The organism is Pseudomonas sp. TKO26, assembly GCF_003225665.1.
Lineage (GTDB): Bacteria > Pseudomonadota > Gammaproteobacteria > Pseudomonadales > Pseudomonadaceae > Aquipseudomonas > Aquipseudomonas saponiphila.
The window spans coordinates 59604-83611 of record NZ_QKLN01000014.1; the positions used below are offsets into that span (position 1 = coordinate 59604).

A 24008-nucleotide genomic window follows, 5' to 3' on the forward strand; every position below is an offset into this window, starting at 1 on the left:
AGAGGCCGCCGTTTAGTGCTTTGCATCGATTTAGGCGGCTGGCGCCGGCTCGGGATGTTCCGCAGGTTTTGGCAGCGACGAAAGGAAGGCCATGACCAGTGCCGCCACATAAGGCAGCGACTGCACCAGGAGCATGGTCACCCAGAAGCGCATGTCGTTGCTCGGCAGGCCCTGCACCAGGAAGATCCCCAGCGCCGCGCCCCACAACAGCAGCATGATGAACAGCTCTTCCCGGGCTTCCGAGATCGCCACCCAGAAGCCGTGGTTGTCGGCGTTCTTCGGGGTGCGGAAGAACGGAATGCTGCTGGTGAAGAAGCCGTACAGCACCGCCTTGGCAATGGTGTGCGACAGCGCCAGGCCGGCCAGGGCCGCGCAGAACGCATCCTTGAGGTTGACCCCCACCGCCCGGCGGTAGAGGAAGATGATCTTGCCGACCTTGAACACGAACAGCGCCAGCGGCGGGATGGCGAAGATCAGCAGCGGCGGGTCGACCCGTTGCGGCACGATGATCATCGCCGCCGACCACAGCAGGGCGCCGACGGTGAAGAAGATGTTCATGCCATCCGCGACCCACGGCAGCCATCCGGCGAGGAAGTGGTAGCGCTGGCCACGGGTCAGCTCGGTGTCCTTGCCGCGCAGCAGGCTGGCGGTGTGGCGCTTGATGATCTGGATCGCGCCATAGGCCCAGCGGAAGCGCTGCTTCTTGAAGTCGATGAAGGTGTCGGGCATCAGGCCCTTGCCGTAGCTTTCGTGGTGGTACGCCGCCGACAGGCCTTTCTCGAACACCCGCAGGCCCAGCTCGGCGTCTTCGCAGATGCACCAGTCGGCCCAGCCCAATTCTTCCAGCACCGAGCGCCGAGTCATGGTCATGGTGCCGTGCTGGATGATCGCGTCGCGGTCGTTGCGGGTGACCATGCCGATATGGAAGAAGCCCTTGTATTCCGCGTAGCAGAGCTTCTTGAAGGTGCTTTCGTTCTGGTCGCGGTAGTCCTGGGGCGACTGCACGATGGCGATCTTCGGGTCGGCGAAGTGCGGCACCATGTGCTTGAGCCAGTTGCGGTCGACGCAGTAGTCGGAGTCGATCACCGCGATCACTTCGGCATCCTTGGCGGTGTGCGGCAGCAGGTAGTTCAGCGCGCCGCCCTTGAAACCGGCCAAGGGCGCGACGTGGAAGAACTTGAAGCGCGGCCCTAAGGTTTCGCAATAGGCCTGCACCGGTTCCCAGACCGCCGGGTCCTTGGTGTTGTTGTCGATGATCAGGACTTCGAAGTCCGGGTAATCGAGGTTGGCCAGGGCATTGAGGGTCTGTTTGACCATCTCCGGCGGCTCGTTGTAGCACGGCACGTGGATCGAGACTTTCGGCCGGTAGCTGGAGTCGCCCTCCACCGGCAGGAACTCGCGCCGGCGCTTGTGGATCCACACCGCCTCGGCCAGTTCATGGGCCTCGGTGAGCAGCACGATGAACACCCCCAGCGCACCGAGCGCGAGGAGGAAGCCCACGGTCAGGCTGAACCAGGTGCTGTATTGCTGGCTGTAGTCGTAGCCGATCCACACCAGCACCGAACCGCAGAGGAAGGCGATGAAGGTCAGGAAGGTGCGGCCACGCTGGCGCAGGGCCGAGCCGTCGATCATCAGCAGGGTCAGCGACAGCAGCGCCAGCACCACCGAACCGATGGCCAGTACCCGCCACTGCGGGATCGCCACCACCGGGCCTTCGAAGTTGAATTTCTGCTGGCGCGCGGCGTTGAACACGCCCCAGTAGGCGCCCACCGAGCCTTCGTCACTGGCCTTCCACGGCTGGTCGAAGGCTTCGATGACGAAGTAGTTGTAGCCCTGGCGATTGAGCTTGTTGACCAGGGTGCGCAGGTAGATTGCCTGGTCCGCCGGACTGGCGTCGGCACCACCGCGCATGCGGCCGTTGCTCGGCCAGCCCACTTCGGACAGCAGCAGCGGCTTTTTCGGGAACATCTTTTTCAGGTCCCGGGCGCGGTCGAGGACGAACTGCCCGGCCTTGTCCACCGGGATGAACTCCCAGTAGGGCAGGATGTGCGCGGCGATCAGGTCGACGTGTTTGGCCAGCTCCGGGTGTTCTTCCCAGACGTGCCACTGTTCCGAGGTGGTGACCGGGACTTTCACCGCGGCACGCACCCGATCGAGAATTACCGACAACTGGTCGGCGGTGATTTCCTTGCGGAAGATCGCTTCGTTGCCTACCACTACCCGCACCACGCTGCGCGAACTGTTGGCCAGTTCAATGGCGCGCATGATTTCCCGCTCGTTGCGCTCCAGGTCCGGGCTGATCCAGATGCCCAGGGTCACGCGCAGGCCGAACTCTTCCGCCAGCTTGGGAATATCCTGCAGGCTGCCGTCCACCGAATAGGTACGGATGTTGTCCGTCAGCTTGCTCATGATCTCCAGGTCGCGACGCATTTCATCGTCGGACGGGTACTGGTCCTTCTGCGGGAACTGGCCCTGCTGGAAAGGCGAGTAGGAAAAACCGGAGATCTGTTCCGGCCAGTCGGGGGCCGATACCGGGCGATTGATCAGCGCCCAGAAGCCGGTGAACAGCGCGGCGATGGCCAGCACTATCACCAGGTTGAGTCCAAATTTACGCGATGACATAGCTATTTCGGGTTCCAAAAAGTGTGGAACGAGGGAAGGGTTGGCAGGCGCCAAACGGCGGGCATCCTACACCGGCCCTCAACTGAGCGTACAGCGCACAGAGGAAAGCCGGACCTTAGGCACTGTAATTGGGTTTAAGTTCTTTACTTGTAGCTGGCGGCTTAAAACTTGTCGCTTCCAGGCCCTATAATGCGCGCCGGTTTTTTAGGTGATGGTCATGAGTACAGAAGATCCACGGTTCGCCGGTGTCGCCCGTTTGTATGGCATTGAAGGCCTGGAACGGCTGCGGGCAGCCCATGTGGCGATCGTCGGGGTCGGCGGCGTCGGTTCCTGGGCGGCGGAAGCCATCGCCCGTTGCGGTGTCGGCGAGATCTCGCTGTTCGACCTCGACGACGTCTGCGTCAGCAACAGCAACCGTCAGTTGCACGCCCTGGACAGCACCGTGGGCAAGCCCAAGGTCGAGGTCATGGCCGAGCGCCTGCGCGGCATCAACCCGGACTGTCGCGTGCATGCGGTGGCGGACTTCGTCACCCGCGAGACCATGGCCGAATACATCACCCCGAACATCGACTGCGTGATCGACTGCATCGACAGCGTCAACGCCAAGGCGGCGCTGATCGCCTGGTGCAAGCGGCGCAAGATCCAGATCATCACCACCGGCGGCGCCGGCGGGCAGATCGACCCGACGCTGATCCAGGTCTGCGACCTGAATCGCACCTTCAATGACCCGCTGGCCTCCAAGGTGCGTTCCACCCTGCGCCGCGACTATGGCTTCTCGCGCACCGTGACCCGCCATTACAGCGTGCCCTGCGTGTTTTCCACCGAGCAACTGCGCTACCCGAAACCGGACGGCAGCATCTGCCTGCAGAAGAGCTTTGTCGGCGACGGGGTCAAGCTCGACTGCGCTGGCGGCTTTGGCGCGGTGATGATGGTGACCGCGACCTTCGGCATGGTGGCGGCGACCAAGGCGGTGGACAAGATCGTTGCCGGCGTGCGCCGCCCGTCCGAGCGCAGCAAGCCCGCTGCATAAGGTCGGCTTGCACAGACACGAGCTGTTGTAGGAGCTGGCTTGCCAGCGAAAGGGAGCAAGGGGGCGATGCTCGGTTTGAGGCCCAGTTCGCCGGCAAGCCGGCTCCTACGGTAGGGCGCAGAGGGTGGCCGGCTCCTATAGAGCCAGTTCGCCCATGCGCTGCAGTACCGCGTTCAGGCCATTGCTGCGCGAAGGTGAAAGCTGGCGCGACAGGCCCAACTGGTTGAACCAGTCCGCCAGGTCCACCTCGCGCAATTGCTGCGCCGTCAGGCCATTGACCCGCGCCAGCAGCAAGGCCACCAGGCCGCGAATCAGCCGTGCGTCGCTGGCAGCGGCAAATTGCCAATGACCGTTTTCCAGGCTCGCCACCAGCCAGACCTGGCTTTCGCAGCCGTGCACCCGGTTGGCTTCGACCTTGTCCGCGTCATCGAGTGCCGGCAGGCGCTCGCCCCATTGCATCAGCAGGCGTGCCCGCTGCTCCCAGCCGGCAGCGCCCTGGAACACCTCCAGGGCGGTGATGGCATCCGTCGGCAGGCTCATCGCAGCAACTCCAGGGCCTGATCCAGGGCCTCGAAGAAGCGCTCCAGGTCTTCGGAGTCGTTGTACAGCGCCAACGACACCCGGATCGCTCCGGCCAACCCCAGGCTTTTCATCAGCGGCATGGCGCAGTGATGCCCGGCGCGCACGGCAATGCCCTGTTCGGTCAGCAGGTGGGCCAGGTCGGCGTTGTGCACGCCGTCGACGACGAAACTGACCAGGGCCAGTTGCGGCGTGCCCAACAGGCGGATGCCGTTGCGTGCCTGCAAGCCCTGCAACAGATAGGCATGCAGCGCGGCTTCGTGCGCAGCTACTGCCGGCTGATCCAGGCCTGAGAGGTAATCCAGGGTCGCGCCCAGGCCGATGACCCCGGCAATCGGCGGGGTGCCGGCCTCGAAGCCCAGCGGCGCCGGGCGGAAGCTGGCGTGTTGGTAGTCGGCGTTCTGGACCATCTCGCCTCCAAACTGCCAGTGGCGCAGGCCCTTGAGCGCCTCGTGGCGGCCAAAGAGCACGCCGACCCCGTCCGGGCCGTAGAGTTTGTGGCTGGAGAACACATAGAAGTCGCAGCCCAGGGCCTGTACGTCATGGCGGCCGTGAACCACGCCCTGGGCGCCGTCGATCACGGTCAGTGCGTCGTGGGCCTTGGCCATGGCCAGCAGTGGACTCAGGGGCTGCCAGGCACCGAGCACGTTGGACAGCTGGCTCAGCGCCAGCAGTCGGGTTCTCGGGCCGATCAGGTGGCTGGCCGCCTGGATATCGATCATGCCGTCGGCATCCAGCGGCAGGACGATCAGCTTGAGTTGGCGACGTTCGGCCAGTTGCTGCCAGGGCAGCAGGTTGGCGTGGTGTTCCAGGGCGCTGATGACGATTTCATCGCCCGCTGTGAATTGGTGTTCCAGGCCGTAGGCCAGGAGGTTCAACGCGGAAGTGGCGCCGTGGGTGAAGACGATCTGCCCGCTGTCACCGGTATTCAGCCATTGCCCGACCTTGCTGCGGCTGTCCTCGAAGGCCTGGGTGGCGTGGGCGCCGGGCAGGTGCTGCGCGCGATGCACATTGGCCGCGCCATTGGCGTAGTAGTGAGCCAGGGCGTCCAGCAGGGCTTGGGGTTTTTGCGTGGTGGCGGCGTTGTCCAGGTACGTCTGGTCCTGGCGTTGCAGGGCAGCGATAGCCGGGAAGTCGGCGCGCCAGGGGGAGGGTACAAGCATGGTGGCGGAACTCGTTTGAACAGGCCGGGCGCCGATGATAAGCGCCCGGCCGGTTCCAGTGAAACCGAATCGCTGCTTAGTTGTGAGCGTGCAGCGCTTCGTTCAGCTCGATGGCCGACTTGTGGGTCTTGCACTCCACGGCGCCGGTTTCCGAGTTGCGGCGGAACAGCAGGTCCGGCTGGCCGGCCAGTTCCCGGGCCTTGAGCACCTTGACCAGTTGGTTGTTCTCGTCCAGCAGCGCCACCTTGGTGCCGGCAGTCACGTACAGGCCCGACTCCACGGTGTTGCGGTCGCCCAATGGAATGCCGATACCGGCGTTGGCACCGATCAGGCAGCCTTCGCCGACCTTGATCACGATGTTGCCGCCACCCGACAGGGTGCCCATGGTGGAGCAGCCGCCGCCCAGGTCCGAACCCTTGCCGACGAATACGCCAGCCGATACACGGCCTTCGATCATCCCCGGGCCTTCGGTGCCGGCGTTGAAGTTGACGAAGCCTTCGTGCATCACGGTGGTGCCTTCGCCGATGTAGGCGCCCAGGCGGATCCGCGCGCTGTCAGCGATACGTACACCGCTCGGCACCACGTAGTCGGTCATTTTCGGGAACTTGTCCACCGAGAACACTTCCAGCAGCTCGCCGCGCAGGCGGGCTTCCAGTTGACGCTCGGCCAGCTCGCCGAGGTCGATCGCACCCTGGCTGGTCCAGGCCACGTTCGGCAGCAGCGGGAACACGCCGGCCAGGCTCAGGCCGTGTGGCTTGACCAGGCGGTGGGACAGCAGGTGCAGCTTCAGGTAGGCCTCTGGGGTGGAGGTCAGCTGGGCGTCTTCGGCCAGCAGGGTCGCCACCAGCGGCTTGTGGCTCTCGGCCAGGCGAGTCAGCAGGGCAGCCTGGGTGGCGTCGATGCTTTTCAGGGCATCGGCCATTTGTGCGGCCTGGGCGTTGGTGAAGGTGATGGCCTGGTTGCCTTCGCTGTAACCGAGGATCGGTGCTACCGCGGCAACGATTTCAGCCGCAGGATTGAGCAGTGGCGACGCGTAAAACACTTCCAGCCAAGCGCCTTGGCGGTTCTGGGTGCCGACACCGAAGGCCAGGCTGAACAGGGTGGTGGACATGCAGTTACCTCTTGCGAAATTGAGTGAGCAGGCTTACTTGAGCGCCGCTGCGTAAAGGTCTGGCTTGAAGCCAATCAGGGTCTTGTCTCCGAGATCGAGCACCGGGCGCTTGATCATCGAAGGTTGCGCGAGCATCAGTTCAACGGCTTTCGCCTGGTCGAGATCGGCTTTGCTTTCGTCATCGAGTTTGCGAAAGGTCGTGCCCGCGCGGTTCAACACCACCTGCCAACCGTGCTCGTCGCACCACTGATTCAGGTGCTCACGGTCAATGCCGGAGGTTTTGTAGTCATGGAAGTCATAGCTGACAGCGTGTTCATCGAGCCAGGTGCGCGCCTTTTTCATGGTGTCACAGGCTTTGATGCCGAAAAGGTGCAACGTTTTGCTTGAAGCGGTCAAGGAATTGCCCCCTTTGGAGATGCTGGAGATCAAAGGTCACGGATTATGCCACGACCGCACCGATTCGGCGTCGGCTGGCGCGGGGCTTTGTCGCATTGTGTTTCCGTGCCTTTGCGCCGTTGCGACTTTTGTGCAGCGGCGTGACAGCAGCTTAAGCGGCTAATATGGCACTTCTGCGGTGAATTCCTGCCGCTGTCGCGTGTCTGCTTTGAAGTTTCAGATCGGGAAACCCGCTTTATGCAATCCGCCTACACCGTCCTCATCCTGCTGATGCTGGTGAGCCTTTCGCGTCTTGTCGGGCGGGTCATTCCCCTGCCGCTGCCCCTGGTGCAGATCGCCGCCGGCGCCTTGCTGGCCTGGCCGACCCTGGGTTTGCACGTGACCCTGGACCCGGAGCTGTTCCTCTTCCTGTTTCTGCCGCCACTGCTGTTTTCCGATGGCTGGCGCATGCCCAAGCGCGAATTCTGGCGTTTGCGCGGGCCGATCCTGACCCTGGCGGTGGGGTTGGTGCTGTTCACCGTGGTCGGCGCCGGCTACTTCATTCACTGGCTGTTGCCGAGCATTCCCCTGCCGGTGGCCTTCGCCCTGGCCGCGGTGCTGTCGCCCACCGACGCCGTGGCGGTGTCGGCGATTTCCCAGAACCGCCTGCCGACCCCGCTGATGCATATGCTCCAGGGCGAGGCCCTGATGAACGACGCCTCGGGCCTGGTGACCTTCAAGTTCGCCCTGGTGGCGGCCGTGACCGGGGTGTTTTCCCTGGCCAATGCCAGCCTGACCTTTGTCCTGGTGGCGGTGGGCGGGCTGGCGGTCGGCGTAGCCCTGAGCTGGCTGGTCGGGCGCCTGCGCGCCTGGATGATCGCCCGCGGCTGGGACGACCCGGCAACCCACGTGGTGTTCATGCTGCTGTTGCCGTTCGCCGCTTATGTGCTGGCCGAGCGGTTGGGGGCTTCGGGCATCCTTTCCGCCGTGGCGGCGGGGATGATGCAGAGCTGGCTCGACCTGTTGCCACGCCAGACCAGCACCCGACTGCTCAATCGCAGCGTCTGGTCGTTGTTGGAGTTTGCCTTCAACGGCCTGATTTTCCTGCTCTTGGGACTGCAACTGCCGGACATCATCAAGGCCGTGGTCAGCCATGAGACTTCGCTCTGGCCAACCCTGTTCTATCGCTGCCTGGATGTGCTGGCGATCTTCCTGGTGCTGTTGGTATTGCGCTTTATCTGGGTGCAGAGCATCTGGCGCCTGTCCGGGCTGTTGCGGCGCTGGCGTGGCAAGGGCGAGCTGACCCTGGTGCCCACCGCGCGCTCCTGCTGGCTGCTGACAGTGGGCGGGGTGCGTGGGGCGGTGACTCTGGCCGGTGTTATGTCGGTGCCTTTGTTCCTGGGCGCGGGGGAGGCCTTCCCCGAACGTGACCTGCTGATCTTTATCGCTGCCGGGGTGATCCTTCTGTCCCTGGTGGCGGCCTGCATTGCCCTGCCGCTGCTGCTGCGCGGCATTGTGAAGAGCCCCGACGACAAGCGCCGCGGCGAAGTTCGCGATGCCTGGCGCAAGACTGCCGAGGCGGCGATACATGCCCTGGAAGCCGAGGAAGTGGCGGAAACCAATGAGTCCCCCGATGCGGCCCAGGCAGCACTGGCCACTGAACTCAAGGGACGCTTGATGGCCGAGTACCGGCATCAGTTGGAGGTCTATAACGATTCCGCCGAGGCCCAGGCCCTGGCGTTGCAGATGGACTTGCTGGAGCGCCGCCTGCGGCTCAAGGCCCTGCGTGCGCAACGGCTGGAACTGTACCGCCTGAGCCGGCATCACCAGATCGGTGATGATGTGCTGCGAGAGGTGTTGGCGGACCTGGATTTGAGCGAGGCGAATCTGGGGGTGGTGAAGTGAACGAATGAAGCTTTCGTCGGCAAGCCGACTCCTACAAGGAGGGTGTAGGAGCCGGCTTGCCGGCGAAGGGGTTTAAGCGCGGCGCAGAATGAAGTCGCGAATCCGCTCGGCGGCTTCCACGCATTCCGCCAGCGGAGCGACCAGTGCCATGCGCACTCGCCCGGCACCCGGGTTGGTGCCGTCCACGTCCCGGGACAGGTAGGAGCCCGGCACCACGGTGACGTGTTCCTGTTCGAACAGGTCGCGGCAGAAGGCGGCGTCATCCCCGGCCACGTTCGGCCACAGGTAGAAGCTGCCGTCCGGACGCTGCACGTCGAGCACCGGCGCGAGGATCGCCAGTACCGCATCGAACTTCTCGCGGTACAGGGCGCGGTTGGCGCGCACGTGCACTTCGTCGTTCCAGGCGGCGACGCTGGCCAGTTGGGTCTGCACCGGCATGGCGCAGCCGTGGTAGGTGCGGTACAGCAGGAAGCCCTTGAGAATATCGGCGTCGCCGGCCACGAAACCGGAGCGCAGGCCCGGCAGGTTGGAACGCTTGGACAGGCTGTGGAACACCACGCAGCGCTTGAAGTCCTTGCGGCCCAGTTCGACGCAGGCGCTGAGCAGCCCCGGCGGCGGGGTCTGTTCGTCGAAGTACAGCTCGCTGTAGCACTCGTCGGCGGCGATCACGAAGTCGTGTTCGTCAGCCAGGGCGATCAGTTTTTTCAGGGTATCCAGCGGGATCAGCGCGCCGGTGGGGTTGCCCGGGGAGCACAGGAAGAGGATCTGGCAGCGCTGCCAGATTTCGGCCGGCACGGCGTCGAAGTCCGGGTTGAAGCCATTTTCATCCAGGCACGGCAGGTAGTGCGGCTTGGCCCCGGCGAGGAAGGCTGCGCCTTCGTAGATCTGATAGAAGGGGTTGGGGCTGACCACCAGGGCGTCGTCACCGCGGTTGACCACGGTCTGGGTGAAGGCGAACAGGGCTTCGCGGGTGCCGTTGACCGGTAATACGTTGCGTGCCGGGTCGATCCAGCCGCTTGGCACGCCGAAGCGTCGTTCGCACCAGGCGCCAATCGCTTCGCGCAGGGCCGGGATGCCCAGGGTGGTGGGGTACACAGCCATCTGATCGAGGTTGCTGGCCAGGGCTTCGGCGACAAAGCTCGGCGAACGGTGTTTGGGCTCGCCGATGGACAGGGCGATCGGACGCTTGTCCGGGTTGGGCGTCACGGTGCCAAGCAGGGCCCGCAGCTTTTCGAACGGGTAAGGCTGCAACTGGTTCAGAGCGTTGTTCATCGGTGCGGTATCTCACTCAAGGCGGCAATTCAGTCCCGTCAGATGCTCAGGCGGGTCATTTCGATATTCGGTTCGTGGCTGACGCTCAACTGCTCGACGATCGCATCCTGCAGGCGGCTGCACAGTTGGGGGTCGGAAAGGGGCTGATTGTGCGCGTCGGTGATGAAAAACACGTCTTCCACGCGCTCCCCCAGGGTGGCGATCTTGGCGTTCTGCAGCGACAGGTCGAACTCCAGGAAGATCTTGCCGATTCGCGCCAGCAGGCCAGGGCGATCCGGGGCGCTGAGCTCCAGCACGGTCACCGGACGCTGGGCGTCGTTGTGGATGGTCACCTCGGGCTCGAAGGCAAAATGCTTGAGCTGGCGCGGCACCCGACGCTGGATGATGGTCGGGTAATCGTCGGGGTTGCGCAGGGCGTCGGTCAGGCCCTTGCGGATCTGTTCGACCCGCTGCGGGTTGTTGCCGATGGACTCGCCGTCGTTGTCCAGGACGATGTAGGTGTCGAGGGTGAACTGGCTGCTGGAGGTGATGATGCGCGCGTCATGGATGTTCAGGTTGAGCTGGTCCATGGCGGCCACGGTCACCGCAAAGAAGTCGTGCTGGTCCGGGGCGTAGATGAAGATCTGGGTGCCGCCCTCGAATTCGCGCTGGGTGATTTCCTTGATCAGTACCAGTGGCCCGCCGTCGGCCGGTTGCTGGAGGATCGCATCGCTGTGCCAGGCCACGTCGCCGGCGGTGTGGCGCAGGAAGTAGTCGTCGCCGAGTTGCGACCAGAGTTGCTCCACTTCGTCCGGGTCGGTGCCGTTGCGCACCAGGATGTCCAGGGCGGCGCTCTGGGTCTGGCGGATCTGCTCTTCGCGGTCCACCGGGTTTTCCAGGCCGCGGCGCAGGGCACGCTTGGTTTCGGTGTAGAGCTGGCGCAACAGGCTGGCGCGCCAGGAGTTCCACAGCGTCGGGTTGGTGGCGTAGATGTCGGCGACCGTGAGTACGTAGAGGTAGTCGAGGCGGGTCTGGTCGACCACGGTCTGGGCGAAGTCGTGGATCACCTGCGGGTCGGACAGGTCCTTGCGCTGGGCGGTGGTGGACATCACCAGGTGGTTCTGCACCAGCCAGACGATCAGCCGGGTGTCCCACAGAGGCAGTTGATGGCGGACGCAGAAGGCTTCGGCATCCACCGCGCCGATCTCCGAGTGGTCGCCGTGGCGGCCCTTGCCGATGTCGTGGTACAGGCCGGCCAGGTAGATCAGCTCGGGCTTGGGCAGCTTGCCCATGAGCTTGCTGGCCAGGGGGAATTTCTCGGAGATCGGCGTGTACTGCATCTTGCGCAGGTGCTTGATCAGATTCAGCGTGTGCGCGTCCACGGTATAGATGTGGAACAGGTCGTGCTGCATCTGTCCGACGATGAAGCCGAACTCCGGCAGGTAGCGCCCGAGGATGCCGTAGCGGTTCATCCGCCGCAGGTTGCGGTGGATGCCGATCTCGCACTTGAACAGCTCGATGAACAGGCTGGTGTTGCGGATGTCGTGGCGGAAGTCGTCATCGATCAGGTGCCGGTGTTCACGCAGCAGGCGGATGGTGTCGGCGCGCACGCCTTTGATCTCCGGGTGCTGGGCCATCAGCACGAAGATTTCCAGCATGGCGAACGGTGTGCGCTTGAACACGTTGTCGTTGATCGCCTCGATATAGCCGTCATGCAGCTGGAAGCGGGCGTTGATCGGCTGCGGCGGGGCTTCGTCCTCGGGGGCGAGGATCACCTCTTCGAAGTGCTGGATGATCAGGTCGCTCAACTGGGCGATGCTCATCACCACCCGGTAGTACTGCTGCATGAAGCTTTCTATCGACTGCTTGACGTCTTCACCGCTGAAACCCAGCAGCTCGGCGATGGAGCGCTGGTGATCCAGCAGCAGGCGGTCCTCGGCACGCCCGGCGAGCATGTGCAGGGCGTAGCGGACCTTCCACAGGAATTCCTGGGATGACGCCAGCAGGGCGTTCTCGCTTTCCACCAGGAAGCCTTCGCCAGCCAGGGCTCGCAGGTTGAGGGTGCCGTACTGGCGCCGGGCGACCCAGAGAATGGTCTGGATATCCCGCAGGCCGCCGGGGGAGCCTTTGACGTTGGGCTCCAGGTTGTATTCGGTGTCGTTGTACTTGTGGTGGCGGGCCTTTTGTTCGGCGCGCTTGGCCAGGAAGAAGTCCTTGCTCGGCCACATGTGCGCGGTGCTGGTGACGTCCAGCATGCGCTGGCGCAGGTGCTCGGGGCCGGCGATGGTGCGGCTTTCCATCAGGTTGGTGATCACCGTCAGGTCGGCCCGGGCTTCCTCGGCGCATTCGTCCACCGAGCGCACGCTCTGTCCGACTTCCAGGCCAATGTCCCAGAGCAGGGTGAGGAAGCGTTCGATGGAGTCGCGAAAGATCTCGTGATCGGCGCTGTCCAGAAGGATCAGCAGGTCGATGTCGGAGTAGGGGTGAAGCTCGCCGCGGCCGTAGCCGCCGACTGCCACCAGGGCGATGTCGGCGTCTTCACTCCAGCTGAACTGGTCCCAGGCCTTTTGCAGGATGTTGTCGATGAACCAGGCGCGGTCTTCGATCAGCCGGCGGATTTCCCGTCCGCTGCGAAAGCGGTTGTCCAGCACTTCCCGTGCCTGGCGGATGGCTTTCTTGAAGGCGGCGATGGGGCTGGCCTTCAGCGCCAGTTCCGCCTGGAACTGGCCGCGGTCGAAGAGTTCGGGATCCACCTGCGGCATCGATTGGCTTTCCTTTCTATCTATAAGGTCGGGACGCGGCGTTGTCGGTCAGGCAGATACCCGGGGGATGGTGTCGTCGCTGCGCAGGGTGAAGATTTCGTAGCCGGTCTCGGTGACCAGCAGGGTGTGTTCCCACTGCGCCGAGAGCTTGCGGTCCTTGGTGATGGCGGTCCAGCCATCGCCCAGCACCTTGGTGTCGGCCTTGCCCTGGTTGATCATCGGCTCGATGGTGAAGGTCATGCCGGCCTTGAGTTCCATGCCGGTGCCGGCGCGGCCGTAGTGCAGGATCTGCGGCTCTTCGTGGAACACCTTGCCGATGCCGTGGCCGCAGAATTCGCGTACGACCGAAAAGCCGTTCTTTTCCGCGTGCTTCTGGATCACTTCGCCGATGTCGCCCAGGCGGCAGCCCGGCTTCACCAGTTCGATGGCCTTGTACATGCATTCCTGGGTGATCTGCGACAGGCGCTCGGCCCAGACCGGCACGTTGCCGACGTGGAACATGCGGCTGGTGTCGCCGTGGTAGCCGTCCTTGATGACGGTCACGTCGATGTTCAGGGTGTCGCCATCCTTCAGCGGCTTCTCGTTGGGGATGCCGTGGCACACCACGTGGTTGATCGAGGTGCAGATGGACTTGGGGAAGCCCTTGTAGTTCAGCGGGGCCGGGATGGCGCCCTGCACGTTGACGATGTAGTCGTGGCAGATGCGGTCCAGTTCTTCGGTGGTGACACCGGGTTTGACATGCTCGGCAATCATCTCCAGCACTTCGGCGGCCAGTTTGCCGGCGACACGCATTTTGGCGATGTCCTCGGGGGTTTTGAGGGTGACGGTCATACAGGCTCTCTTGACGCTCAGTGGCGCGATAAACACGGAATGGCTTGAAAACCTGCCCCGGCAAGGCTGGTGCCGGGAGGGGCTAGGTGAGGTTTTCGGAAGCCGCAAAGGTGCGATTCTAACAGACGCTCAGCGCAAATCTGAGGTTCTGCTGGCGCTTGTCTGCATACAATGGCGCATTCTGGGCCGATTCCAACTACAGGGCAAAAACTTCAAGGATCGGCGGATGTGAATCCGGGTTCCGTTTTGGCCCTTGCTGTGGTATAAAATGCGCCGCTTTCCGGGGATGCCCCGAAAAGCCCAAACCCACACACGTGTCGACACGATGACCTGGGTGCCCTCAGCACATGCTGTTGGTTGGTCATTGGGATACGTGGAGGCCTAACCCGACTTATTAAGGAACTATCATGTCCCAAGTCAACATGCGCGATATGCTGAAGGCCGGTGTGCACTTCGGTCACCAAACCCGTTACTGGAATCCGAAAATGGGCAAGTACATTTTCGGCGCGCGCAACAAGATTCACATCATCAACCTTGAAAAAACCCTGCCAATGTTCAACGAAGCTCTGACTTTCGTAGAGCGTCTGGCCCAGGGCAAAAACAAGATTCTGTTCGTCGGCACCAAGCGTTCCGCTGGCAAGATCGTTGCTGAAGAAGCAGCACGTTGCGGTTCGCCGTACGTCGATCACCGCTGGTTGGGCGGCATGCTGACCAACTACAAAACCATCCGTGCTTCCATCAAGCGTCTGCGTGACCTTGAAGTGCAGGCAGAAGACGGCACTTTCGCCAAGCTGACCAAGAAAGAGGCGCTGATGCGCACTCGCGATCTGGAAAAGCTGGATCGTTCCCTGGGTGGTATCAAGGACATGGGCGGCCTGCCTGACGCACTGTTCGTGATCGACGTCGACCACGAGCGCATCGCGATCACCGAAGCCAACAAGCTGGGCATCCCGGTCATCGGCGTTGTCGATACCAACAGCAGCCCGGAAGGCGTTGACTACATCATCCCAGGCAACGATGACGCCATTCGCGCCATCCAGCTGTACATGGGTTCGATGGCTGACGCTGTGATCCGTGGTCGCAACAACGTTGCTGGCGGCACCGAAGTGTTCGAAGAAGCTGCAGCACCGGCGGCTGAAGCCTGAGTAACTGACGCTTAGCGTTTACTCAGCACGCAAAAAGGGGGCTTGGCCCCCTTTTTGCCAACTCGAAAATCATTTCGTCGTCGCGCCCCGACAGATTCTGTAATCCGGGGCTGTTATGAAATGAATTCGGGGCAGTGCCCAAGAATTGAACGCCCGTTCGATCGGGTGGAATGGTTGAAAACCTATCCAAGAGGATTTTGAAAATGGCAGAGATTACTGCAGCGTTGGTCAAAGAACTGCGCGAGCGTACCGGCGAAGGCATGATGGATTGCAAAAAGGCCTTGACCAAGGCCGGCGGCGACATCGAAAAAGCCATTGATGACATGCGTGCTTCCGGCGCCATCAAGGCTGCCAAGAAAGCAGGCAACGTGGCTGCTGAAGGCGCCATCGCCATCAAGGACGACGGCAAAGCCGCTGTCCTGCTGGAAGTGAACTCGCAGACCGACTTCCTGGCTCTGCAGGACGACTTCAAGGCATTCGTTGCTGCCAGCGTTGAAAAAGCCTTCGCTGACAAGCTGACCGACGCCGCTCCGCTGATCGAAGCTCAAGAAGCTGACCGTCTGATCCTGGTTGGCAAGACTGGCGAGAACGTCAACATCCGTCGTCTGGCCCGCGTTGAAGGTGACGTGGTCGGTACTTACCTGCACGGTAACAAGATCGGTGTTGCGGTTGTCCTGAAGGGCGGTTCCGTTGAACTGGCCAAAGACATCGCCATGCACGTAGCAGCAAGCAACCCTGAGTTCCTGCTGCCTTCGCAAGTTTCCGCCGAAGCCATCGAGCGCGAAAAGGCTGTGTTCCTGCAGTTGAACGAAGACAAGATGAAAGGCAAGCCAGCTGAAATCGTCGAGAAGATGATCGCCGGCCGTATCAGCAAGTTCCTGGCTGAAGCCAGCCTGGTTGAGCAAGCCTTCGTCAAGGATCCAGAAATCACCGTAGGTGCTCTGGCCAAGAAAGGCGGCGCTGAAATCGTTTCCTTCACTCGTTTCGCCGTAGGCGAAGGCATCGAGAAGAAAGAAGACAACTTCGCTGAAGAAGTAGCTGCACAACTGGCTGCTGCCAAGCAACAGTAAGACGGTTTTTCAACTGTCGCCCAGAAGAGGCTGCCCGCTCACGCGCGCAGCCTCTTTTCAAATGGGCAGGGCAATTTTGTTGTTTTACCTCGGAACCGGTTTACAAAGTCGTGTTCTGATGGCGCTGTGACAGCGTCAAGCTAGAGTGAACGCAGGCTGAAAACAGCCCGCAAAGAATTTTTAAAATACGCCGCAGGAGAGATTCGCAATGGCTCAGCAGGGCAGTGGTTATCAAGCTCGCTATAAACGCATTCTACTCAAGCTTAGCGGCGAGGCCCTGATGGGCTCGGAAGAGTTCGGGATCGATCCCAAGGTGCTGGATCGCATGGCGCTGGAAGTCGGCCAGTTGGTCGGCATCGGCGTCCAGGTAGGCTTGGTGATCGGTGGTGGCAACCTGTTTCGTGGCGCCGCATTGAGCGCGGCCGGGATGGATCGGGTCACGGGCGACCACATGGGCATGCTGGCCACTGTGATGAACGCCCTGGCCATGCGCGACGCGCTGGAACGTGCGAATATCTCGGCCATCGTGATGTCCGCCATTTCGATGGTGGGCGTGACCGATCACTATGACCGTCGCAAGGCCATGCGCCACCTGAACTCCAAAGAGGTGGTGATTTTCGCGGCCGGTACCGGCAACCCGTTCTTCACTACCGACTCCGCAGCCTGCCTGCGCGCCATCGAGATCGATGCCGATGTCGTGCTCAAGGCAACCAAGGTCGACGGTGTTTACACTGCAGACCCGTTCAAGGACCCGCATGCCGAGAAGTTCGATCATCTGACTTACGATGAAGTGCTGGATCGCAAGCTGGGAGTGATGGACCTGACGGCCATCTGCCTGTGCCGCGACCACAAGATGCCGCTGCGGGTATTCAACATGAACAAGCCCGGCGCCCTGCTGAATATCGTGCATGGTGGCGCTGAAGGAACCCTGATCGAGGAAGGCGAACAATGATCAACGAAATCAAGAAAGACGCCCAGGAGCGCATGAAAAAGTCCCTGGAATCGCTGGCGCACGCATTCGGCCAGATCCGTACCGGCAAGGCTCACCCCAGCATCCTGGGCAGCGTGATGGTGCCTTACTACGGTACCGACACGCCGTTGAGCGGCGTTGCCAACGTGACTGTGAAGGACTCCCAGACCCTGCAGGTGGTGCCGTTCGAGCGCAACATGCTTGGTGCCATCGACAAGGCCATTGGTAGTGCTGGTCTTAACCTCAATCCGACCAACCTGGGCGAGCTGCTGCTGATCAAGATGGCGCCGCTGACCGAGGAAACCCGCAAGGGCTTCACCAAGCAGGCGCGTGCTGCGGCCGAAGATGCGCGGGTTGCTGTGCGCAATATCCGCCGCGATGCCCTGGGCGAGTTGAAGAAGCTGACCAAGGACAAGGAAATCAGCGAAGACGAAGAGCGTCGTGGCAGCGCTGAAATCGATAAGCTGATCAAGGACTTTGAAGCTCAGATCGCCAAGGCGACTGAGGAAAAGGAAAAGGACTTGATGGCCGTTTAAGGGTCAGGCGTTTTCATGGAAAAGACCAAGCAGTCCGTGTCGTCCTCGGTGCCGCGCCATGTCGCGATCATCATGGACGGAAATAACCGCTGGGCAAAAAAGCGCTTCATGCCGGGTGTTGCCGGGCATAAGGCGGGTGTCGATGCGGTGCGCGCAGTGATCGAAGTGTGCGCTGAGGCCAAGGTCGAGGTGCTGACCCTGTTTGCCTTTTCCAGTGAAAACTGGCAGCGCCCGGCTGATGAAGTCAGCGCCTTGATGGATCTGTTCTTCAAGGCGTTGCGTCGTGAGGCCAAGCGCCTCAACGAAAACAGCATCAGCTTGCGGATCATTGGCGATCGTTCGCGCTTCCATCCCGAGTTGCAGGCGGCGATGCGCGAGGCGGAGGCCATTACCGCCGGTCCTGATCGTTTCATCCTGCAGATTGCCGCCAACTATGGCGGGCAGTGGGACATCGCCCAGGCTGCCCAGCGCCTGGCGCGAGAGGTTCAGGCCGGTCATCTGCGGCCCGAGGACATCACCCCAGGCCTGTTGCAGACCTGCCTGGCAACCGGCGACCTGCCATTGCCGGACTTGTGCATCCGTACCGGTGGCGAGCATCGCATCAGTAACTTCCTGTTGTGGCAACTGGCCTATGCCGAGTTGTATTTCTCCGACCTGTTCTGGCCGGACTTCAAACACGAAGCCATGCGCAATGCGCTGGCCGATTACGCATCTCGCCAGCGCCGCTTCGGTAAGACGAGCGAGCAGGTCGAGGCTGGAGCCCGGGTTTAATGCTTAAACAACGAATCATTACTGCACTGATCCTGCTGCCGATCGCTTTGTGCGGGTTTTTCCTGCTGGAGGGTTCGGGGTTTGCCCTGTTCATCGGCCTGGTGGTGAGCCTGGGAGCCTGGGAGTGGGCGCGCCTGGCCGGTTTCGAAGCGCAGCCGGCTCGGGTCGCCTTTGCCCTGGTGGTGGCAGCGATGTTGCTGCTCATGCACCTGGTTCCCGGCGTTGCCCCCTGGGTGCTGGGCGCGGCGGTGCTGTGGTGGGCGGTGGCGACGTTCCTGGTGCTGACTTACCCGCGCACCAGCGAGCAATGGTCGGGAGCCGCACCCAAGCTGCTGATCGGTCTGTTGATCCTGTTGCCGGCCTGGCAGGGCCTGGTGTTCATCAAGCAGCTGCCGCTGGGTAACTGGTTGATCATGTCGGTCATGGTGCTGGTATGGGGCGCGGACATTGGTGCCTATTTTTCCGGCAAGGCTTTCGGTAAGCGCAAGCTGGCGCCCCAGGTCAGTCCTGGCAAGAGCTGGGAAGGGGTGTATGGCGGCCTGGCCTTGAGCCTGGTGATCACTGCCGTGGTTGGGCTGGTGCGTGGCTGGAGTGTCGGGCAGATCCTGCTGGGGCTGCTGGGAGCGGCCATCGTGGTGTTCATTTCCGTGGTCGGGGATCTGACCGAGAGCATGTTCAAGCGTCAGTCGGGCATCAAGGACAGCAGTAACCTGTTGCCGGGTCATGGTGGCGTGCTCGATCGTATCGATAGCCTGACAGCGGCTATCCCGGTGTTTGCGGTGCTGCTGTGGATGGCCGGACTGTGAGTGCTGTCCAGCAGGTAACGGTTCTGGGGGCAACGGGCTCCATTGGGCTGAGTACCTTGGATGTCATTGCCCGTCATCCGGATCGCTACCAGGTGTTTGCCCTTACCGGGTTCAGTCGTCTGGCCGAGTTGCTGGCCTTGTGCATTCGTCACGTGCCGCGCTTTGCGGTGGTGCCGGAGGTGGCTGCCGCCAGTCGTTTGCAGGAAGAGCTGCGGGCTGCCGGTTTGTCGACTCGGGTTCTGGTGGGTGAACAAGGTTTGTGTGATGTCGCGTCGGCGCCCGAGGTCGATGCGGTGATGGCGGCGATCGTCGGGGCGGCCGGTTTGCGCCCGACCCTGGCGGCCGTCGAGGCCGGCAAGAAAATTCTGCTGGCCAACAAGGAAGCCTTGGTGATGTCCGGCGCACTGTTCATGCAGGCGGTGGGCAAGAGTGGTTCGGTGCTGCTGCCCATCGACAGCGAGCACAATGCGATCTTCCAGTGCATGCCAGCCGACTTCTCTCGGGGGTTGGGGGCAATCGGAGTGCGTCGGATTCTGCTGACTGCCTCGGGCGGTCCGTTCCGTCAGACGCCGCTGGCCGAGCTTGAGCGTGTCTCGCCCGAGCAGGCTTGTGCCCATCCGAACTGGTCCATGGGGCGCAAGATCTCCGTGGATTCGGCGAGCATGATGAACAAGGGCTTGGAGCTGATCGAGGCCTGCTGGTTGTTCGATGCCAGGCCTTCGCAGGTTGAAGTGGTAGTGCATCCTCAGAGCGTGATCCACTCCCTGGTGGATTATGTCGACGGTTCGGTGCTGGCGCAGTTGGGTAATCCTGATATGCGCACGCCCATCGCCAATGCTCTGGCCTGGCCGGAACGTATCGACTCCGGTGTTGCGCCGCTGGATCTGTTTGCGATTGCCCGCCTGGACTTCGAAGCGCCCGACGAGCAGCGGTTTCCTTGTCTGCGATTGGCGCGTCAGGCTGCCGAGGCGGGTGGCAGTGCGCCGGCGATGCTCAATGCGGCCAACGAAGTGGCGGTTTCGGCGTTTCTCGAACGGCGCATCCGTTACCCGGAAATCGCGAGTATCATCGACGAAGTTTTAGTCCGTGAACCTGTAGTCGCAGTCAATGAGCTCGATGCGGTGTTTGCGGCGGACGCCAAGGCCCGGAGCCTGGCGGAACAATGGTTGCAGCGTAACGGGCGATAGGATGCGCGACCGCGCGAGTGGCGGCGAACAGGATTGCGGAGAAAGTAGATGAGCGCGCTCTATATGATTGTCGGCACCCTGGTAGCCTTGGGCGTGCTGGTCACCTTCCACGAATTCGGTCACTTTTGGGTCGCGCGCCGCTGTGGCGTCAAGGTGCTGCGCTTTTCCGTGGGCTTTGGCATGCCACTGCTGCGCTGGCACGATCGTCGTGGCACCGAGTTCGTGATCGCCGCCATTCCGCTGGGCGGCTACGTGAAAATGCTCGATGAGCGTGAAGGCGAAGTGGCCGTCGAGGAGCTGGATCAATCCTTCAATCGCAAATCGGTTCGCCAGCGCATCGCTATTGTTGCCGCGGGGCCGATTGCCAACTTCCTCCTGGCACTGGTGTTCTTCTGGGGCCTGGCGATGCTGGGTAGCCAGCAAGTGCGTCCGGTTATCGGTGATGTCGAGGCGGGCAGTATCGCGGCGCAGGCAAGCCTTGCCGCCGGTCAGGAAATCATCGCCATCGATGGCGAACCGACCACAGGCTGGGCAGCGGTCAACCTGCAACTGGTGCGTCGTTTGGGTGAAAGTGGCGCCTTGCAGGTGTTGGTGCGCGAGCAGGGCGCGACTGCGGAGTCGCCTCGTCAGCTGGTACTGGATAAGTGGCTCAAAGGGGCCGATGAGCCGGACCCTATCCGCTCCCTGGGGATTCGCCCATGGCGGCCGGCTTTGCCGCCGGTGCTGGCTGAGCTGGACCCGAAAGGCCCGGCCCAGGCGGCTGGCCTGAAAAGCGGTGATCGTCTGTTGGCCCTCGATGGGCAGCCGCTCAATGACTGGCAGCAGGTGGTCGATTGGGTGCGGATGCATCCTGGCAGCAAGATTGTGCTGCAGGTGGAGCGCGATGGTGCTCAGGTCGAGATCCCGGTCACGTTGGCCAGTCGTGGTGAAAGCAAGGCCCCCAGCGGTTATCTTGGCGCCGGGGTGAAGGCGGTAGACTGGCCGCCGGAGATGCTTCGCGAGGTCAGTTATGGCCCGCTGGAGGCCATCGGAGAAGGGGCCCGGCGGACCTGGACCATGAGCGTCCTGACCCTGGAATCACTGAAGAAAATGTTGTTCGGCGAGCTCTCGGTAAAAAACTTGAGTGGACCGATAACCATTGCTAAAGTGGCGGGCGCTTCTGCCCAGTCGGGCATTGCTGATTTCTTGAATTTCCTTGCTTATCTGAGTATTAGCCTGGGTGTTCTGAATTTGTTGCCCATCCCGGTACTGGATGGGGGGCATTTGTTGTTCTATCTGATCGAGTGGGCGCGTGGTCGTCCCTTGTCGGATCGGGTGCAAGGTTGGGGGATACAGATCGGTATCAGCTTGGTGGTCGGAGTCATGCTGCTTGCTCTGGTCAACGATCTGGGTCGTCTGTAACGCTTCGCTGAATTGCGAATCTGCCGCATTTTGCGGCAGTTTGTTTATTGCCAGTTGGAATAAGAAAGGACTTCATGAAACGTCTGCTGCTAACTGCGGTTCTCACCGTATTGATGATCGCCGAAGTTCACGCCGAGTCCTTCACTATCTCCGATATCCGCGTCAACGGCCTTCAGCGCGTATCCGCGGGTAGCGTCTTTGGTGCCTTGCCGTTGAACGTCGGCGAGCAGGCGGACGACCGTCGCCTGGTGGAATCCACTCGTGCGCTGTTCAAAACCGGTTTCTTTCAAGACATCCAGCTGGGCCGCGATGGCAACGTCCTGGTCATTACGGTAGTCGAGCGGCCGTCGGTTGCCAGTATCGAGATCGAAGGCAACAAGGCGATCTCTACCGAAGACCTGATGAAGGGCCTGAAGCAATCTGGCCTGGCCGAAGGCGAGATCTTCCAGCGCGCGACCCTTGAAGGCGTGCGTAACGAACTGCAGCGTCAATATGTTGCCCAGGGTCGTTACTCGGCTTCCGTTGAAACCGAAGTGGTGCCGCAACCACGCAACCGCGTTGGCCTGAAGGTCAAGATCAACGAAGGCACGGTCGCCGCCATCCAGCACATCAACGTGGTGGGCAATACGGTTTTCCCTGATGAAGACCTGATCGGCCTGTTCGAACTCAAGACCACCAACTGGCTGTCGTTCTTCAAGAACGACGACAAGTACGCCCGTGAAAAACTCTCCGGTGACCTGGAGCGTCTGCGCTCCTACTACCTCGATCGTGGCTATATCAACATGGATATCGCTTCGACCCAGGTGTCCATCACCCCGGACAAGAAGCACGTCTATATCACTGTCAACGTCAACGAAGGCGAGAAGTACAGCGTTCGTGACGTGAAGCTCAGCGGCGACCTGAAAGTCCCTGAGGACCAGGTCAAGGCGCTGTTGCTGGTGGAGAAGGGGCAAGTCTTCTCGCGCAAGCTGATGACCACCACTTCCGAACTGATCACTCGTCGTCTCGGTAACGAGGGTTACACCTTCGCCAACGTCAACGGCGTGCCTCAGCCCCATGATGAAGATCACACCGTGGACATCACCTTCGTGGTGGACCCGGGCAAGCGTGCCTACGTCAATCGCATCAACTTCCGTGGCAACACCAAGTCCGAGGACGAAGTGCTGCGTCGCGAAATGCGTCAGATGGAAGGTGGCTGGGCTTCGACCTACCTGATCGACCAGTCCAAGACTCGCCTGGAGCGCCTGGGCTTCTTCAAGGAGGTCAACGTCGAGACTCCGGCTGTTCCGGGTGTCGATGACCAGGTTGACGTGAACTACGCAGTTGAAGAGCAAGCCTCCGGTTCGATCACCGCCAGCGTCGGTTTCGCCCAGAGTGCCGGTCTGATCCTCGGTGGTTCGATCACCCAGAACAACTTCCTGGGTACTGGTAACAAGGTCAGCATTGGTCTGACCCGCAGCGAATACCAGAGCCGCTACAACTTCGGCTACGTCGACCCCTACTGGACCGCCGACGGCGTGAGCCTGGGCTACAACGCTTTCTATCGCACCACTGACTACAAAGACCTCGACGTCAACGTCGCCAGCTATGCGGTGGACAGCCTGGGTGCCGGTGTCAGCGTGGGCTACCCGATCAGCGAGACTTCGCGCCTGACCTTCGGCCTGACAGCGCAGCAGGACAAGATCAAGACTGGCTTGTACACCGTCGATGAGATTTTCGACTTCGTGAATCAGCAGGGCAGCAACTACCTGAACTTCAAGGCATCCGCCGGCTGGTCCGAGTCGACCTTGAACAAAGGTGTGCTGGCCACCCGAGGCCACTCTCAGAGTCTGGTTCTGGAAACCACCACCCCGGGTAGCGATCTTTCGTTCTTCAAGCTTGATTACCGTGGCCAGATGTTCCAGCCGCTGACTGAAAACTACACCATGCGCTTCCATACCGAGCTCGGCTACGGTGATGGCTACGGTTCAACCGATGGCTTGCCGTTCTACGAGAACTACTACGCTGGTGGTTTCAACTCGGTGCGTGGCTTCAAGGACAGCACGTTGGGTCCACGCAGTACCCCAAGTCGCGGTGTTGGTGTAACGGGCAACGTAGGCACTGCAGCCGACCCTGACCAGGATCCGCTGCCGTTCGGTGGTAACGTCTTGATCCAGGGTGGTGCCGAGCTGTTGTTCCCACTGCCATTCGTCAAGGATCAGCGTTCCCTGCGGACGTCGGTGTTCTGGGATGTGGGTAACGTGTTCGATTCCAAGTGCTCGAACGTGAAAAATACCAACGGCGTTTCCTCCAACACGCAGTGCAATGACATCAGCCTCAGCAACCTGGCCAGCTCCGTGGGCGTCGGTGTGACTTGGGTTACGGCCCTGGGTCCATTGAGCTTCGCCCTGGCGATGCCAGTGAAGAAACCGAATAACGCTGAGACCCAGGTGTTCCAATTCTCCCTCGGTCAGACTTTCTAATAGCCTGACCCAAGATAACGACAATGGATTT

Annotated in this window: 19 protein-coding genes; 11 read left to right on the forward strand and 8 right to left on the reverse strand. The window is 61.7% G+C overall.

Annotated features, from left to right (window positions below; genetic code table 11):
* Positions 1–30: 30 nt before the first annotated feature.
* On the reverse strand, positions 31–2622 hold the full coding sequence (locus tag DNK59_RS19610) for a glycosyltransferase (protein ID WP_110724260.1): 2592 nt from the start codon (positions 2620–2622) through the stop codon (positions 31–33).
* A 211-nt stretch (positions 2623–2833) separates the two neighbouring features.
* Here DNK59_RS19610 and tcdA point away from each other — a divergent pair, with 211 nt between their 5' ends.
* Positions 2834–3652 (forward strand): tRNA cyclic N6-threonylcarbamoyladenosine(37) synthase TcdA, encoded by an 819-nt coding sequence (gene tcdA, locus DNK59_RS19615; RefSeq protein WP_110724261.1) that lies wholly within the window; start codon positions 2834–2836, stop codon positions 3650–3652.
* A 135-nt stretch (positions 3653–3787) separates the two neighbouring features.
* On the opposite strand, the gene DNK59_RS19620 is transcribed toward tcdA, so the two are convergent.
* The 4 genes from DNK59_RS19620 to DNK59_RS19635 all read right to left on the reverse strand — a co-directional run bounded on the left by DNK59_RS19620 (position 3788) and on the right by DNK59_RS19635 (position 6901).
* Positions 3788–4192, reverse strand: coding sequence for a SufE family protein (locus tag DNK59_RS19620; RefSeq protein ID WP_110724262.1), 405 nt, complete (start codon positions 4190–4192; stop codon positions 3788–3790).
* Positions 4189–5394: an aminotransferase class V-fold PLP-dependent enzyme gene (locus DNK59_RS19625; RefSeq protein WP_092320017.1), complete on the reverse strand. Its 1206-nt coding sequence runs from the start codon at positions 5392–5394 to the stop codon at positions 4189–4191. The genes DNK59_RS19620 and DNK59_RS19625 overlap by 4 nt, the downstream gene beginning before the upstream one ends.
* A 76-nt stretch (positions 5395–5470) precedes the next feature.
* Entirely contained in the window at positions 5471–6505 is a 1035-nt protein-coding gene (dapD, locus tag DNK59_RS19630; protein ID WP_092320019.1) for a 2,3,4,5-tetrahydropyridine-2,6-dicarboxylate N-succinyltransferase, read from the reverse strand.
* Positions 6506–6538: 33 nt separating this feature from the next.
* A complete protein-coding gene (locus DNK59_RS19635; RefSeq protein ID WP_011059519.1) occupies positions 6539–6901 on the reverse strand; it encodes an ArsC family reductase in 363 nt (120 codons plus the stop codon).
* Between the two features lie 237 nt (positions 6902–7138).
* Here DNK59_RS19635 and DNK59_RS19640 point away from each other — a divergent pair, with 237 nt between their 5' ends.
* Positions 7139–8785: a Na+/H+ antiporter gene (locus tag DNK59_RS19640; protein WP_092320021.1), complete on the forward strand. Its 1647-nt coding sequence runs from the start codon at positions 7139–7141 to the stop codon at positions 8783–8785.
* Positions 8786–8857: 72 nt separating this feature from the next.
* Here the strand turns inward: DNK59_RS19640 and dapC are convergent, their stop codons facing one another.
* Genes dapC through map form a run of 3 tightly spaced genes read right to left on the reverse strand, consistent with a single transcriptional unit; the run spans position 8858 to position 13629 of the window.
* Positions 8858–10057, reverse strand: a complete 1200-nt coding sequence (dapC, locus tag DNK59_RS19645; protein WP_110724263.1) for a succinyldiaminopimelate transaminase — start codon at positions 10055–10057, stop codon at positions 8858–8860.
* A 38-nt stretch (positions 10058–10095) separates the two neighbouring features.
* The gene (locus tag DNK59_RS19650) at positions 10096–12798 is read right to left on the reverse strand and encodes a [protein-PII] uridylyltransferase (RefSeq protein ID WP_110724264.1); all 2703 of its coding nucleotides are present in this window, start codon (positions 12796–12798) and stop codon (positions 10096–10098) included.
* A 48-nt stretch (positions 12799–12846) separates the two neighbouring features.
* Entirely contained in the window at positions 12847–13629 is a 783-nt protein-coding gene (gene map, locus DNK59_RS19655) for a type I methionyl aminopeptidase (protein ID WP_047302039.1), read from the reverse strand.
* 407 nt (positions 13630–14036) lie between these two features.
* On the opposite strand from map, the gene rpsB reads away from it, so the two are divergent.
* The 9 genes from rpsB (at position 14037) to bamA (ending at position 23977) form a co-directional block, all read left to right on the forward strand.
* Positions 14037–14774: a 30S ribosomal protein S2 gene (gene rpsB, locus DNK59_RS19660; RefSeq protein ID WP_011059524.1), complete on the forward strand. Its 738-nt coding sequence runs from the start codon at positions 14037–14039 to the stop codon at positions 14772–14774.
* Between the two features lie 203 nt (positions 14775–14977).
* Positions 14978–15844 (forward strand): translation elongation factor Ts, encoded by an 867-nt coding sequence (tsf, locus tag DNK59_RS19665; RefSeq protein WP_110724265.1) that lies wholly within the window; start codon positions 14978–14980, stop codon positions 15842–15844.
* 208 nt (positions 15845–16052) lie between these two features.
* Positions 16053–16796: a UMP kinase gene (gene pyrH / locus DNK59_RS19670; RefSeq protein ID WP_011059526.1), complete on the forward strand. Its 744-nt coding sequence runs from the start codon at positions 16053–16055 to the stop codon at positions 16794–16796.
* Positions 16793–17350, forward strand: a complete 558-nt coding sequence (frr, locus tag DNK59_RS19675) for a ribosome recycling factor (protein ID WP_011059527.1) — start codon at positions 16793–16795, stop codon at positions 17348–17350. Before pyrH ends, frr begins: the two co-directional genes overlap by 4 nt.
* 15 nt (positions 17351–17365) lie before the next feature.
* On the forward strand, positions 17366–18121 hold the full coding sequence (gene uppS / locus DNK59_RS19680; protein WP_110724266.1) for a polyprenyl diphosphate synthase: 756 nt from the start codon (positions 17366–17368) through the stop codon (positions 18119–18121).
* Positions 18121–18927, forward strand: a complete 807-nt coding sequence (locus tag DNK59_RS19685; protein ID WP_110724267.1) for a phosphatidate cytidylyltransferase — start codon at positions 18121–18123, stop codon at positions 18925–18927. Before uppS ends, DNK59_RS19685 begins: the two co-directional genes overlap by 1 nt.
* Entirely contained in the window at positions 18924–20114 is a 1191-nt protein-coding gene (ispC, locus tag DNK59_RS19690; protein WP_110724268.1) for a 1-deoxy-D-xylulose-5-phosphate reductoisomerase, read from the forward strand. The genes DNK59_RS19685 and ispC overlap by 4 nt, the downstream gene beginning before the upstream one ends.
* A 48-nt stretch (positions 20115–20162) precedes the next feature.
* Positions 20163–21515 (forward strand): sigma E protease regulator RseP, encoded by a 1353-nt coding sequence (gene rseP / locus DNK59_RS19695; protein WP_110724269.1) that lies wholly within the window; start codon positions 20163–20165, stop codon positions 21513–21515.
* 74 nt (positions 21516–21589) lie between these two features.
* Positions 21590–23977, forward strand: a complete 2388-nt coding sequence (gene bamA / locus DNK59_RS19700; protein WP_110724270.1) for an outer membrane protein assembly factor BamA — start codon at positions 21590–21592, stop codon at positions 23975–23977.
* Positions 23978–24008: the final 31 nt, after the last annotated feature.

Coding starts and splice junctions, on each gene's coding strand:
- DNK59_RS19650 (WP_110724264.1), bottom strand. CDS start 12,798: ATGCCGCAGGTGGATCCCGAACTCTTCGACCGCGGCCAGTTCCAGGCG.
- dapD (WP_092320019.1), bottom strand. CDS start 6,505: ATGTCCACCACCCTGTTCAGCCTGGCCTTCGGTGTCGGCACCCAGAAC.
- tcdA (WP_110724261.1), top strand. CDS start 2,834: ATGGTCATGAGTACAGAAGATCCACGGTTCGCCGGTGTCGCCCGTTTG.
- rpsB (WP_011059524.1), top strand. CDS start 14,037: ATGTCCCAAGTCAACATGCGCGATATGCTGAAGGCCGGTGTGCACTTC.
- uppS (WP_110724266.1), top strand. CDS start 17,366: ATGGAAAAGACCAAGCAGTCCGTGTCGTCCTCGGTGCCGCGCCATGTC.
- DNK59_RS19610 (WP_110724260.1), bottom strand. CDS start 2,622: ATGTCATCGCGTAAATTTGGACTCAACCTGGTGATAGTGCTGGCCATC.
- DNK59_RS19620 (WP_110724262.1), bottom strand. CDS start 4,192: ATGAGCCTGCCGACGGATGCCATCACCGCCCTGGAGGTGTTCCAGGGC.
- map (WP_047302039.1), bottom strand. CDS start 13,629: ATGACCGTCACCCTCAAAACCCCCGAGGACATCGCCAAAATGCGTGTC.
- bamA (WP_110724270.1), top strand. CDS start 21,590: ATGAAACGTCTGCTGCTAACTGCGGTTCTCACCGTATTGATGATCGCC.
- dapC (WP_110724263.1), bottom strand. CDS start 10,057: ATGAACAACGCTCTGAACCAGTTGCAGCCTTACCCGTTCGAAAAGCTG.
- frr (WP_011059527.1), top strand. CDS start 16,793: ATGATCAACGAAATCAAGAAAGACGCCCAGGAGCGCATGAAAAAGTCC.
- DNK59_RS19685 (WP_110724267.1), top strand. CDS start 18,121: ATGCTTAAACAACGAATCATTACTGCACTGATCCTGCTGCCGATCGCT.
- pyrH (WP_011059526.1), top strand. CDS start 16,053: ATGGCTCAGCAGGGCAGTGGTTATCAAGCTCGCTATAAACGCATTCTA.
- tsf (WP_110724265.1), top strand. CDS start 14,978: ATGGCAGAGATTACTGCAGCGTTGGTCAAAGAACTGCGCGAGCGTACC.
- rseP (WP_110724269.1), top strand. CDS start 20,163: ATGAGCGCGCTCTATATGATTGTCGGCACCCTGGTAGCCTTGGGCGTG.
- DNK59_RS19625 (WP_092320017.1), bottom strand. CDS start 5,394: ATGCTTGTACCCTCCCCCTGGCGCGCCGACTTCCCGGCTATCGCTGCC.
- DNK59_RS19640 (WP_092320021.1), top strand. CDS start 7,139: ATGCAATCCGCCTACACCGTCCTCATCCTGCTGATGCTGGTGAGCCTT.